This is a genomic window from Corynebacterium amycolatum (genome assembly GCF_016889425.1).
Lineage (GTDB): Bacteria > Actinomycetota > Actinomycetes > Mycobacteriales > Mycobacteriaceae > Corynebacterium > Corynebacterium amycolatum.
Genome location: NZ_CP069513.1, coordinates 1529471 through 1543229, shown reverse-complemented (window position 1 = coordinate 1543229; position 13759 = coordinate 1529471). Strand labels below are relative to the sequence as shown.

At 58.5% G+C, this 13759-nt stretch carries 10 protein-coding genes; all 10 read right to left on the bottom strand.

From position 1 onward, the window contains the following. Positions 1 to 2 precede the first annotated feature (2 nt). The 10 genes from ftsW to I6J19_RS06785 all read right to left on the bottom strand — a co-directional run bounded on the left by ftsW (position 3) and on the right by I6J19_RS06785 (position 13754). Positions 3 to 1811, bottom strand: a complete 1809-nt coding sequence (gene ftsW / locus I6J19_RS06830) for a putative lipid II flippase FtsW (protein WP_038625805.1) — start codon at positions 1809 to 1811, stop codon at positions 3 to 5. Further along, positions 1804 to 3282, bottom strand: coding sequence for a UDP-N-acetylmuramoyl-L-alanine--D-glutamate ligase (gene murD / locus I6J19_RS06825; RefSeq protein WP_038625807.1), 1479 nt, complete (start codon positions 3280 to 3282; stop codon positions 1804 to 1806). Before murD ends, ftsW begins: the two co-directional genes overlap by 8 nt. After that, positions 3279 to 4385, bottom strand: a complete 1107-nt coding sequence (mraY, locus tag I6J19_RS06820) for a phospho-N-acetylmuramoyl-pentapeptide-transferase (protein ID WP_070600864.1) — start codon at positions 4383 to 4385, stop codon at positions 3279 to 3281. Before mraY ends, murD begins: the two co-directional genes overlap by 4 nt. Next, positions 4386 to 5912 (bottom strand): UDP-N-acetylmuramoyl-tripeptide--D-alanyl-D-alanine ligase, encoded by a 1527-nt coding sequence (locus tag I6J19_RS06815; RefSeq protein WP_038625817.1) that lies wholly within the window; start codon positions 5910 to 5912, stop codon positions 4386 to 4388. A 132-nt stretch (positions 5913 to 6044) separates the two neighbouring features. After that, entirely contained in the window at positions 6045 to 7619 is a 1575-nt protein-coding gene (locus tag I6J19_RS06810) for a UDP-N-acetylmuramoyl-L-alanyl-D-glutamate--2,6-diaminopimelate ligase (RefSeq protein WP_038625819.1), read from the bottom strand. Between the two features lie 138 nt (positions 7620 to 7757). After that, positions 7758 to 9839, bottom strand: a complete 2082-nt coding sequence (locus I6J19_RS06805) for a peptidoglycan D,D-transpeptidase FtsI family protein (protein WP_081913945.1) — start codon at positions 9837 to 9839, stop codon at positions 7758 to 7760. Positions 9840 to 10009: 170 nt separating this feature from the next. Further along, entirely contained in the window at positions 10010 to 10804 is a 795-nt protein-coding gene (gene ftsL / locus I6J19_RS06800; protein ID WP_038625823.1) for a cell division protein FtsL, read from the bottom strand. Positions 10805 to 10869: 65 nt separating this feature from the next. Beyond that, positions 10870 to 11910 carry a 16S rRNA (cytosine(1402)-N(4))-methyltransferase RsmH gene (gene rsmH, locus I6J19_RS06795; protein ID WP_038625825.1) on the bottom strand — a complete coding sequence of 347 codons (1041 nt, stop codon included), beginning with the start codon at positions 11908 to 11910 and terminating at the stop codon, positions 10870 to 10872. Between the two features lie 259 nt (positions 11911 to 12169). Next, positions 12170 to 12601, bottom strand: coding sequence for a division/cell wall cluster transcriptional repressor MraZ (gene mraZ / locus I6J19_RS06790; RefSeq protein WP_005510286.1), 432 nt, complete (start codon positions 12599 to 12601; stop codon positions 12170 to 12172). A gap of 709 nt (positions 12602 to 13310) precedes the next feature. After that, positions 13311 to 13754, bottom strand: a complete 444-nt coding sequence (locus tag I6J19_RS06785; protein ID WP_038625827.1) for a DUF3040 domain-containing protein — start codon at positions 13752 to 13754, stop codon at positions 13311 to 13313. Positions 13755 to 13759: the final 5 nt, after the last annotated feature.

The following is a 13759-nucleotide window of genomic DNA, read 5'->3' as shown; positions in this document are numbered from 1 at the left end:
TGTTATCGATTCCTCCTCCGCGGTGCTGAACCGCCATTCCTATTGTTTCGGCCCGGGCGCTGGCGCGAACGCGACTGTCCGCCACGGCCTTCGCCCCGAATCCTACTGCCCCGACCTGAGCTTGACGACGACCAGGAGCCCTGTGACCGTCCAGTCCGCGGCGACTTCGCTGAAAAACCCCGCGTCCGTCCGTTGTCACTACGAGGGGAATAATCCACTTCGCGGCCACGAACGCTGCCCAAGTTTCCGGAGCTGCCGGAGGTTCGGGAGCCACGCTGCGGGGCGGCACCTCGACCGCTGCGGCTGCCTCCACTACGGCCAGCCCGATTGAATCGGTCAGCTCGTCCACTGTAGGTTTCCCGCACCTGCGCCCCCTCGCCGCGTGGAGTACGCGCTCCACTGGTCACCACGGGAGGACCGAAACGCTGCGGATCGCGATGGGCACGCACCTTCGGCGCGTGGCGACGCGATTCGTCATACGGGATCGGCTCCGGAATACCCAGGAACCTATCGAGCGCCGGACGTCCCGAAGTCTGCATTGCAGAGACTGCTTCCGATTCGTGGCGAGCACACGTGGCCAGCAGGCCCATCGAGAACAACGTCACCATCGCCGATGTACCACCGGCGGAAATCAGCGGCAGCTGCAGACCAGTCACCGGCAACGCACCGACGACGTAGCCGATGTTGATGAAAGCCTGGACCACGGTTGCAGCAGTAATCGTGCCCGCGAGCAGACGGAGAAACGGATCGTTCTGGCGACCGGCGATACGAAGTCCCACCCAGCCAAGCGCTGCGTAGAGCAAAATAACCATCAGCGCGCCGAGGAAACCAGTTTCCTCACCGATAATGGCAAAAATGAAGTCATTCTTCGCCTCCGGTAGGTATCCCCACTTCGCGCTCGACTGACCGAGACCGACACCGGTGAGAGATCCGTCGGCAAGCGAAAGAAAGCCCTGGTAGGACTGGTAGGCATCGCCCTGCACGTCGTTGAAGTTACCGAGCAGCGAGTCCAAGTAGACCCTGATTCGCGCCGAACGGAAACCCGCGGTGACGGTGAAAATCACCATGGCAAAAGCCGCTGCAGCAAGAAGCCCGGTGATAAAGACTCGCGGCAGGCCAGCAAACCACGCCAACGCCACCACGACGAACGCCATGGAAGCAACCATGCCAAGGTCACGCTGTAGCATCACCAGTGCCAATATCACGAAGCTGACCGCGCCAAACAGCCCAAACAAATCGGTGTAGGACACAGCAGTGCGGACCTTCTCAGCCAGTAGCTTCGAGCCCCACAATGCCAGCGCAATCTTCGCGATTTCTGATGGCTGCATGGTGATCCCACCAATACTCAGCCACGAACGCGCACCGGTTTCCTCCAGACCAATGCCGATGCCAGGAATAATCACCAAAACCAGAAGCACAAAGGACAGAATCAGCGCTGCCGTCGATAGCGAGCGAATCAGCTCCACCCGCATTCGCAGCACGATCCACATGGAGATCAGACCCGCCACCACCATGACCAGCTGGCGGATAAACACCGACCACACGCTGCCCGAGTCGTTACCCGCACTGGCCATGGATGCCGACAGCACCATCACCAGGCCGATAGACGTCAGCAGTGCGACGATAATCATCAGCAGGTGGTAGTCGAACAGCGGGCGCGACTTCCAGTCGTTAAAACGCTCCACCCACGCAGGCCGCTCTCGAGCACTAGTGCTTGACGACGAGGGCTGTTGTGACTTGGTAGCCTTCGTCCCCTTTTGTGCTGTCTCGGCGCTAGCGCTTAAATTACGAGCCTTGCGGGAGTTATCCATCAGTTGACGTCACCTTCTGCGCCCATTGCGCGAACAAGTCGCCGCGTTCAGCCATACCGGAGTACATGTCCAAGCTGGCGGCAGCTGGTGCCAACAGCACCACGTCCCCCGGATTGGCATATTCACTAGCTGCCATACAGACCTTCGCCATGGCATCGACCTTGTCGGTGTCATCGATGACAACGACCGGCACAGCAGGTGCGATGCGGGAGAGCGCATCGCTGACTAGTTGCCTATCGACGCCCAGAACCACGGCGGCCTGCAGGCGATGAGCATGCTTCGCCACTAGCGGCGAGATTTCCGCGCCCTTGAGCTGGCCACCGACAATCCAAACAACACGCTCATGGCCGGACAGTGCCGCGTCGGCAGCGTGGGGATTAGTGGCCTTGGAGTCATCAATCCACACGACATCATTTGTCTTATGGACGATCTGACCGCGGTGTGCGCGAACTTCGAAAGTCTCCAGCGCCGCTGCAATTTGCTCCGGTGAAGTACCGATGCTGCGCGCCATCGCAGTGGCGGCCACCGCATCGAGAACACCTGCCCGGCCGGGAGGAGAAATTCCCGCTACCGGTGCGATGACAATGCCCGGCTCAGAGTCGTCATCTGCGGCCTCGCCACCGCCAAAAGCGCGGTCGACAATCATGCTATCGCGAACTCCGACCTGGTGTGCCTCCGGAGGACCATCGGTGAAGCCCACGACGGAGTTGCCGAGCTCATCGTTTTTCAGCATCTTTTCCACGTGCTCGACGACATCGGCGTCATCCGCGCCGTAGATTGCGACAGCACCACGCAGCGCACGGGTCTTGTCCAGACCGTAGTTTTCGTAAGAACCGTGCCAGTCGATGTGGTCTTCCGCCAGGTTCAGCAGTACTCCCGCATCTGGGCGAATATTCGGCGCCCAGTGCAATTGGAAGCTGGACAGCTCTGCGGCCAACACTTCGATACGAGGCTCAGCAGTCAGTGCATCGTACAGAGCCACGCCAATGTTGCCCACAGCTGCGCCCTGCTCCCCGAGCATGGCGGCCAGCATGGAGGTAGTTGTGGTCTTGCCGTTAGTGCCGGTGACTACCAACCAGGTACGTTTCGGCCCCCACAGCTGGGCACAGTCCCCAGCGAAAGCCAGCGCCACATCGCCGAATACCGGGACACCGGCCTCAGCGGCTGCGTCGAACAGCGGACTGGTCGGACGCCATCCCGGGGAGGTCACAATCGCAACCGCGTCGGCAAGCTCGTCGCGAGCGTCTGCGGTGGTGACATGCCGAACCGAAAAGTCAGCGGCAACCAGTGCGCCGAGGGCGGAGTCGTCCACGACGACAACTTCCGGACAGCCGATGTCCGTGAGCATCACGATGGCACCGCGACCGGAAACCCCGGCTCCTGCCACCAGAACTCGACCAGAGCGCACCGTAGCGACTAAGTCGAGATTTCGGATTTCGGTGAGGTTGGTCGGGTCTGGTGAGTTAATCATTGAAATACGCCTACCTGAGAAAGCCAGTCACTGTAGAAGATGGCTGCGCCAATCATGTTGAAAATGCCTGCGAGTAGCCAGAAGCGAACGACAACAGTTGTCTCCGCCCAACCTCCGTTTTCGAAGTGGTGATGGAGAGGAGCCATGCGGAATACGCGCTTGCCAGTCGTCTGGAAAACCGCGATTTGGATTGCCACGGAAGCAACTTCCATCACGAAGATGAAGCCAATGATAACCATCAACAGCTCAGTCTTGGTGACAAATGACAGACCCGCTACCAAACCGCCAAGAGCCAACGAACCGGTATCTCCCATGAAAATCTTTGCCGGCGCTGCATTCCACCACAGGAAGCCCAAGCATGCGCCCAGACCCGCGACGGAAATAACGGCGATATCCAGTGGATCGCGGACGTCATAGCAGCCGCTACCCAGCGAAGCCTCGCAGGAGTTACGGAACTGCCAGAAGGAAATCAGTGTGTAGGTGGCCAACAACAGCGCGGTGGCACCGGCAGCCAGGCCGTCAAGGCCATCAGTGAGATTGACGGCATTCGTCCACGCGGCAATGACGATGAAGACAAAAACCAGGAAGACAATCATACCGAACCACACCGGCCCCGGAGCCAGATTCAGGAACGGAATATCTCGAATCAGCGACAAGTTCGTCGTACCCGGCGTCAAGCCTGACGCATCCGGGAACTGCAGCAACAACACGCCGAAAATCAGCGCTGCCGCCAGCTGCCCAACCAGCTTCGCTGTCTTGTTCAGCCCCAGGTTGCGTCCTTTGTAGAGTTTGATGAAGTCATCGGCAAAACCCAATGCGCCCATCGCCAGAACCAGGAACATGACCAACAGTCCGGAGGCGGACGGCCCCACGCCAGTCTGGATATACGTAACGAGGTGAGAGAGGAAATAACCAGCGACGATTGCGGCGATGATGGCGATGCCGCCCATGGTCGGAGTTCCCCGCTTGCGCAGGTGGCTCTTTGGCCCTTCTTCACGAATCTCCTGGCCAAGACCTTCAGCAGAGAATTTGCGAATAAGCACTGGTGTTAAAAAGACACTCACCAGGAATGCAATCGCACCACTGAGAATAAGTTGAATCACTTACTTTTCCTCTCCGCTTTCACCTTCGGGCGCAGTTCCAACCTTGGCAGCTAGCGAGTCCGCGACCCGCCACATACCGTCCGCGTAGGAGGCCTTGACTAACACAACATCGTTCGGACGCACCTCAGCCGCCACCAAATCCGCGGCAGCGGATGTATCCGGCACCCTAGAAGTATTTAACCCCAACTCTTCCGCTTTGTCGGCCAAGGCATGCACATTAGAACTCTCTCCGACTGCAATTAGTCGATTGATGCCGCGGCCCACAAGGTACTCGCCCAGTGACGAGTGCTCATTCTCAGCGGAATCGCCAAGCTCCCCCATCTGTCCCAGCACCGCCCACGATGAGGCGTCCTGGTGCGTTGGGCCAGCTGCTGTACAAGCCAGAGCATCAATCCCCGCACGCATCGAATCAGGGTTGGCATTGTAGGAGTCGTTAATAACGACGATATTGCCAGTGAGCTGCTGGACATCCATGCGCCGCTCCGACGCTGCCACATGCGCGGCCATCGCCTTTGCGACTTGCTCAGCATCAATACCGGACTCCACTGCCACCGCAATCGCCGCCAGGGCATTGGCCACTTGGTGCGCACCATAGACCTGCAGTTGGATCGGGAATGTACGCCCATCCGGTATATGCAGGTCAAAGGACGCACGAGCAAAATCGTCGAGCTGCACATTCGTGGCGCGGTAATCCGCAGTTGCGTGGCGTTCGGAGTTCTCATCGGCAGAGAAGAACACCACCTTCGCCTGGGTACGTGGAGCCATGCCAGTGACATAGTCATCGTCGGCATTGAGTACGGCCACACCGCCCTGCTCCGCAGCCGGCAGCGCTTCCACGAGCTCGCCCTTAGCCTGCGCGATTGCCTCGCGCGAGCCAAACTCACCAAGGTGCGCCGTACCAACATTGAGCACCGCACCGATCGTCGGTGGTGCGATGCGCGCAAGGTGGGCCACATGCCCAATTCCGCGCGCACTCATCTCCGCAACTAGGTACTTCGTCTCCGGAGTGCACTGCAGCACCGTGTACGGATGCCCAATTTCGTTGTTAAACGACCCCTTCGGAGCCACCGTCGGACCGTCGGTACGAAGCAGCGTCGCCATCATGTCCTTCGTCGACGTCTTTCCCGCCGAACCCGTCACACCGACGACATGCAGCTGATCCTTCTTCAGCTCGTCGACGACGTAACGCGCCAACTTACCAAGCGCTTCCAGCACCGCCGCCCCGGACCCATCCGGATCGTGTGCAAATGCGTCAGCATTGGAGTCCTGCTTACCAAGGGGCTTGACGACGACCGCAGGTTGCCCAACATCTCGTGCCGCCAGTGCCATCGTCGCTCCAGCTGCCATAGCCTGATCGATGAAGTCGTGACCGTCGACCCGCGCGCCCGGCAGGGCTAGGAAGAGCGAGCCTTCGCGGATCTTTCGGGAGTCGAATTCTGCGGGTTGAGTCACTGTGGCGTCATCATCGACGTGGACGAGTTCACCTCCCACGATGTGAGCGATTTCCGCGGCGGTCAGGGCAATCATGATGTCTATAGTCCTTGTTGGTTAGAGTTCCAGGCGCCTAGTAAAGGATGATTTCTTGATTTTATTCGCTTACCGCGAGTGGTTCGCGGTAGGCATGTCAGGTGGTGTGCTTCCTCAGCGATTTCGGCAATCTCAATCAGCGAATCCTTCCAGTCGCTGTGTGAGTGCTTCAGCCAGCTGTTCACGGTCATCGAACGGGTGAATCACGCCACCGATATCCTGGCCGGTTTCGTGCCCTTTGCCTGCCACCACGATGCTGTCGCCGCTGCGGGCAAGCTCGACGACACGGCGAATTGCCTGGCCACGATCGCCGATTTCCTCAACAACCGTGTCAGAACTGGCCTTGCCGCTGGCAACGGCTTCCTTCGCACCAGCGACCACGGCCGCACGGATTTCAGAGGGCACCTCAGAGCGTGGATTGTCATCAGTGATGATGACGACATCGGCACCGCAAGCAGCCTCAGCTCCCATAATTGGACGCTTGGCACTATCGCGGTCGCCACCGGCGCCGACGACAACCAACACGCGACCTTCGGTCTGTGCACGCAATGTGGCCAACACCTCAGCTACTGCGGCTGGCTTGTGGGCATAGTCCACCACAGCCAGGAAGTCCTGTCCGCGATCGATGCGCTCCATCCGACCCGGCACACGTACCTGTGCCAGACCGCTCTTGGCCGCGTCATTGGCATGCCTAACCGCATCGAGCACAGCCCAGGCAACTGTGGCATTGGCAACGTTGAAAGCACCCGGCAGAGGAACTTCCACCTCAACTGTGTGAGTGTTATTTCGCGTTAGCTCCACATGCTGGACACCATTAGTGGTGACGGTCGCTGCAGCAGCGTGCCATTCTGCAAAAACCTCGGCAGCTGGTGTCTTGTCGGTTACGCGATGCTGAGTGTGGACAGTGGTGACTTGGACATCCGGGTCGCCGGCAGCGATATCCGCCATGCGGACACCCCAGTCGTCGTCAATGCACACGACAGCTTTCGGTGCATGCGTCGAACCTGCGGGATCAAAGAGCTTGGCCTTGGCTTGGAAATACTCTTCCAAGGTCTTGTGGAAGTCCAGGTGATCCTGCGAGAGATTGAGGAAACATCCGACGTTGAAACTGACTCCGTCTACACGCCCCAGCGACAGTGCGTGAGAAGAAACCTCCATGACAACATGCGTCACGCCTTCGGAGAGCATCTGGTGGAACAGGCGCTGGAGGGCCGGAGCCTCTGGGGTAGTCAGGCTCGACGGAACGGCACGGCCATTGATGCGCGTGCCGGTAGTACCAATGATGCCTGTCGAGCATCCAGCTGCCAGCAGCGCGCCCTCCAGCATGTAGGTCGTGGTGGTCTTGCCAGAGGTGCCTGTCACCCCAATGATGGTCAGTGAATCCGAGGGGTGATCGTAGATTTCTGCAGCAACGTGCCCCATGACAGCCCGGACATCGTCGACAACCAGGACTGGGCGAGCCTCCCCTGCTTCCCGCAGGATTTTCAGACCTTCCTCATCAGTCAGGATCGCTGTAGCAGCCGACTGCTGCGCGTAGCGCGCACCGTGCGTGCGAGTACCTGGGACGGCAGCAAACATTCCGCCTTCAGGTACGTCGGCAGCGTTGAGTTCGATTGCGGCGATATCCGCTCCTGCCGCCGCGGATTCGGTAATGCCGTCAAGTCGGCCATGGGCGAGGTTACACAATTTCGCAAGGGTGGCGGTCATTGGCTGTTCCCTCTTTCAAGTCAGTCGTTGGTGTACAACAGGTTGGAAAAATTCAAGAGATTCACTTTGCAGAAACCAAAGTAATAAAAGTCTGTGTATTAGTGCTGCCGCGGTAACTTCATTGTGGTGGTGACCTCGTTACGGCTGCAGCAACAACTTGCCCTCGCGGGGTGGCGACGGCGGTACGTTGTAGCGGTTAAGCGCCCAAGCGGCGATGTCCTTAAACAGTGGGGCCGCTGACTGGCCGCCGTCACCATGGACACCACGCTGGGGTTCGTCAAGCATGATGCCAATGACGAAACGGGGATCGTCGGCAGGCGCGATGCCTGCAAACGTGATGTAGTACTTGGAATTCGAGTACGCGCCGGTGTCGGGGTCGACCTTCTGCGCCGTACCTGTCTTGCCTGTGAGCGAGTATCCCTCAATACTATTGCCGGCAGCGGTACCCGACTGCTGCCCCGTGGGATCAGACTGCATAACGCCTTCAAACATGGCGCGCACAGTTTGGGCGGTCTCCGGACTAACCACACGCACTGTTTCCGGGCGCTCCGTTGCCGTCTTCGTGCCGTCCGGGGAAATTGTCGAGCGAATCATACGCGGCGGGATGCGCTCGCCATCGTTGGCAATTGCCTGGAAAACTCCTGTCATCTGCAGCAGTGTCATGGCCATACCCTGACCAATGGGCAGGTTCGCAAACGTACCGCCAGACCACTGCGGACGCTGCGGCACCAGGCCGGACGATTCACTGGGCAACTCGATACCCGTGGACTGCCCCAGCCCGAAGAGGTGCAGCATCTCCGCGAAGCGGTCCTGCCCCAAACGCTCTGCCAGCATTAGGGTGCCGACATTGGAGGACTTGCCGAATACACCGGTCGTCGTGAAAGCTTCCGTGCCGTGGTCCCATGCATCGCGCACAGTGACACCCGCCATATCAATAGTGCCCGGGACCTGCAGAACCTCATCCGGTGTGGTCTTGCCGTCTTCGATGGCGGCCGCGGCGGTAATGATCTTTGCTACAGAGCCCGGCTCAAATGGGTTCGATACAGCGGAGTTTCCGATAGTGCGCCCCTCTTCGAGCTCGGCCCCCATATCCTTATTCGGGTTAGCCGTGTCCGCCTGCGCCATTGCTAGCACTTCGCCGGTCTTCGCGTCGAGTACAACTGCCGACGCATCTTTCGCTCCCGAGTTGGCCTTCGCCTGGTTGACCTGCTGTTGGACAAAGTACTGCATGTCTAGGTCCAGGGTCAGCTCGTATGTCGTACCGTCCACAGCCGCGTGAACATCGCGCGTGGATCCCGGGATTGCCACACCGTTGGAGGCGATATCAATGGTCTTGCCACCGTTAATACCCTGCAAAGTGGCATCACGAGAGGCTTCAAAGCCGAACTGGCCGACGCCATCCATGCCAATCTTGCCGATGACGTTAGCCGCCGTCGCCCCATTCGGGTACTGGCGAATATCCTGACGCTCCGCCACCAGTTCCGGATACTTTTCCACGATGGCAGCGGCCTTGTCCGGATCGACATTACGCACGAGCACCTCGTAGGTGCTGTCCTCATTGCGCAGCTTCTCCAGAATGTCCTTCGAGCTCACCCGGGACGGCGCGCTCATCACCGAGTTCTCCTCGGTTTCGGGTTCCGCTTGACGACGGCGACTGCTTCCCGACTTCTCCGCGTCGATGTCGGCCACCTCGAGTAGCTTCGGCAAATCCTTGGCGATCTGCTCGAGGCGTTCGTCGTAGGCAGCGACATCATCCGGGCGCTGCTTATGTGCGTCCCCAATCCACTTGCGCAAAGTGTTCGGGTGCACGGTAATACTGCGTGCCTCCATCGTGAAGGCAAGCTGAGCTCCATTACGGTCGAGAATCGCACCGCGCCGAGCTGCATCAACAACTTCCACCGTGCGCTGATTCTGTGCCGCCGCAGAAAGGTCAGGACCTGCGACGAGCTGCACCCAAGCCAAACGGGAGACCAGCACTACGACTGCGATAGCGCCTATAAACTGCAGCCAGTTGCGACGCCGGATGAAGTCCTTATTACTAATGCGCATTTTTTCGCGCGGGGGCACGCTTCGGTTGGTATTAGCATCGAGCCTCCGGCTGCGCTGACCATCCCGAACTCGACTTTGGTCTCTGCGCTCACGGGATGTAATTCGGTAAGCACGTTCGCCGAAGTCATACCCCCCTCCACGGTTGGGGTAGTCGTCTTCAGATCGAATCATGCGCTAGTGCTTTCTACTAAGTCGATTCTCCCGCGCGCGATAACGTTAGGCGGTATTCCCTGCCATCGCGAGTACTGAATTAATTAGTCTACAGTCGCCTGACCAGAAACAGTGGAACCGCCAGAATATCGGACAGTTGGCCAGTTTGGCCGTGTTTAGTTTCTCAGTTCCTACGGTGCTGGCGCTGGCTCGGGCGCCGGCACTTCCGGCGCTTCCGGAGCTGGCGCTGGCGCTTCAGCCTCAGGCGCGGGTGCCGGTGCCGGAGCCGGCGCAGGTGCTGGTGCGTGGTTCTGCGGCGCATACGGAGCAGTTGCCGGCAACCCGTTCGGACGTGGGTGCGCTTCCTCAATAGCCGGTGCCTGCATCCCCGGAACATTCTCGGTGTCCTTCGGGTTCGACGACGGCGCATGCGGATTATTCGGCGACTCACTGTTGAGGTCGATAATCTCCTGCTGCTTCTCATCGCCCGGTCGCACTTCCACGACCTTGCCTTCCGGATCAGTAGTTAAAACGGCAGGTTGCTCCGGATTGACCATGCCCTCTTCCACAGCACGCTGCGCGATAGCGCCGGTTGACTTCATGTAAGCAACATCCCGCTCGAGCACCTCCAGCTGGTTACGCAGCTCCTTTTCCTTGGTCTGCGCAGCATCCAGCTGCAAGGATGTCGAGGTCGAAATACCAGACAGGAACATCGCCATCACGATGCCCGCGACAACGAGAAAAATCATTAGAGCCGCACCGGCAAACTTGTGGCTATCCCTCGAGGACGTCGTAACGCGACGCCCCCGCACCGAGATAACCTGCTGAGAACCTGTGCGCCCAAACCGCCGACGCTGATAAAGATCCTTTTCCGTGCGGGCGCTGCGACCGCGCTGACGAGTCTTCGTCTTGGCACCGGCGACGGTTGCAGACGCGCCGCGGGAGGTGCGCCGGGTGGGGGCGTGCTCCGTGATTGTCGTTGCCATGCTCGAAAGTTCTCCCAGTACTTAGATTGTGAAGGGTTCGTTTGGTGCGGTTGAAAAGGGTTGGGTCAATCGGCTCGAATTCGCTCGATACAGCGAACTCGCACCGGTGCGGCTCGGGGGTTGTCTTCGATCTCGCTTGCCGACGCCTTCTCCGCACCTCTCGTGATGAGAGCAAAGTGCGGTTCATGCCCCGGAAGCTCCATCGGGAGCCCCGGTGGGGTTGTCGACTTCACACGCTCCGCAAAGTCCTTCTTAACGATGCGGTCTTCCAGACTCTGGTAGCTCATGAACACTGCACGCCCATCGACTGCGAGTGCATCGCAGACCTGCGGCAGCACATTTTCTAGAGCTTCAAGCTCACGATTTACCTCGATACGAAGAGCCTGGAACGTACGTTTGGCCGGGTGTCCGCCCTTACGGCGAGATGCCGCCGGAATGGTTTCGTAGAGCAGCTCAACCAGACGGCCGGAGGTGGTAAACGGTTCCTTTTCCCGCTCACGCAGGATTGCCGAGGCAATCTTGCCGGCGAAGCGCTCGTCGCCGTAAGTCGAAAGGATGCGCGCGATATCACCGTGCGAATAGGTATTGAGCACATCCGCTGCGGTAATCCCCTGGCTTGCATCCATGCGCATGTCCAACGGGGCGTCGACTCGGTAGGCGAACCCACGATTGACCTGATCAAGCTGCATCGAGGAAACACCGAGATCGAAAAGCGCACCGGCGATACCCTTCTCAGCGGCGCGGGCAAGAATGTTCTCCGCGCCGCTTCCACCAGCGGCTGCAGGAATCTCACCACTGAGGACCTCGGCGAGCGAATCGAAACGCACACTGAACCCTACAAAGCGATCACCGAAACGCGCGAGACGCTCTTCTGCCCCGCGCAATGCATTGTCATCGCGATCGAGCCCAACAACGCAGAGCTTCGGGAACTGCTCCAACAGATATTCCGTGTGCCCACCGGCACCAAGAGTGCCGTCGACAACTACTGCGTCATCACCCAGCGCCTCGATGCCCGGGCGCAACAAATCAGTTACTCGATGAAGCAAAACGGGGACATGACCAAACTCGCCGGACTTGCGATCATCCGCAGGCGCCGATCCGTTCATTTCCCCTCCTCACCGGGTATGTTTGCACTGGTCAGAGAATCTATCGAGTGTATTCCCGGTTTGCTTGACGACGAGTGCCGCGCCAGCAACCAGACCGCACCTCATGTGCACTACTGGGAATGCTGCTATCGGTGCTTAAACAAAAAGCGGGGATGTTCACAGGGCCCCGCCTGACAGAACCTGGTATCGGGGAAGTACACCAGGGGCTATCAGGCAGAGTCCATGCGGACATTCCCTCTTTTCGGTTATTCCAAGCGGTTTATAAAACGCCGAACAGCGAGTCATCCTCACCTTCGGAGAAATCAGCTTCATGCTCCGCTTGGTAGGCCTCCCAGGACTCTTTGTCCCAGATCTCCAGAAAGTCAATAGAACCGATAACCACACACTCTTTGGAGAGATTCGCGTACCGACGGTGATCCATCGATAACGTGATTCGCCCGGAACCATCGGGGCGCTGCTCATCGGTGCTCGCCGCAAGATTTCGGATGAAAGCTCGCGCCTTGGCATTCGTACGAGAGGCCTTAGTGGCCCGCTGAGCTAGTTTGACGAACTCCTCTTTCGGATACACCGCCAGAGAATGATCCTGCCCTTTAGTGACCATCAGGCCACCTGCGAGATCCTCGCGGAACTTCGCCGGCAACGTCAGGCGCCCTTTGTCATCAAGCTTCGGAGTATAGGTGCCCAGAAACATGCGTCACTGGCCTCCTATCCCCGTGTCAACCTCAATGTCAACGCACAAACGCTTACCGAATTAAGGGATTTAGGCATTGCCTTCAAGCAGAGCCGGAGGGCCGTGCTTTTCCCGCCGTGCCAAAATCTCGCCAAACTTTAAGCGCAAATCGGATATTCACTTCTGCAATGTTGACCAACCTCAATCAACATCACGCCCCACTTTACCCCACTATCTGCCACTATCAACACAAGAAGGAGAAAAATAGCCGCAATATCAGCGCAACCCCACCGCCGCGACATCTGATTTAACCCACTTGACATGGGCTTTTAAAGAAACTCCTCGACAATTAAAGTGCGAACAAAAAGTGGGGCACCCACCCGCAACCCCACAGATAACGACGCCACACCAACCACATAGTTAACAACAGGAGGCCTGCACCTCAATACACACCACTTACCTACTAAAAACTATCCAGATTCAACCTGGTCGCCGGAGTTAGCCCGCTGAACTGCAACTTTGTATCGCCGGAGCCAAACTTTCAGGAATGCCAGCAACGACTGCAGACAAGAATTCCTCCACCCCAATGGCTAAGTGGGGGAAAGTGGGGGATCGCGGTGGGGCAAAGTGGGTGAGATCTTGTGGAGACGATTCGCGTCTAGAAAAACAAAAAAGTGAGGGCAAGCCACCACAGGCTTGCCCTCACTTTTTATCTTTGAGGCCTGTCCCCCTAACGCCCCTCGAAGCGGCCACGGAAACGTGATTCCAACGTGGAATCACCAGAGGAACCACGACCACCCGAGGCTCCTCGACGACTCTTTGCCGCTCCAGACTTAGACTTTCCAAAGTTCAGCCCCGAAGCAGAACTAGACTTCTCCTGCTTACCGGCGCCGGTCAGAGCCCAAACGCCGGAACCGAACATAAGACCAAAGCCGGCTACCGACAACACAATGAACCAATTGCTCACAGAGAAAAGAGCGACGCCGCCAATCAGCATCAGCAGACCAAGGAGCATGAGCGCAAAAACCTGGATCGAAAACCCACGGCGTGCGCTATTTTCCTCCGGAAAGCTGAACGCATTTCCGGCCATCGTCGAACTAAATTTAGGATCCTCAGCGTAGAGTGCAGACTCGATTTCGTCGAGCATCCGCTGTTCGTGCTCAGATAGTCCCACAATTC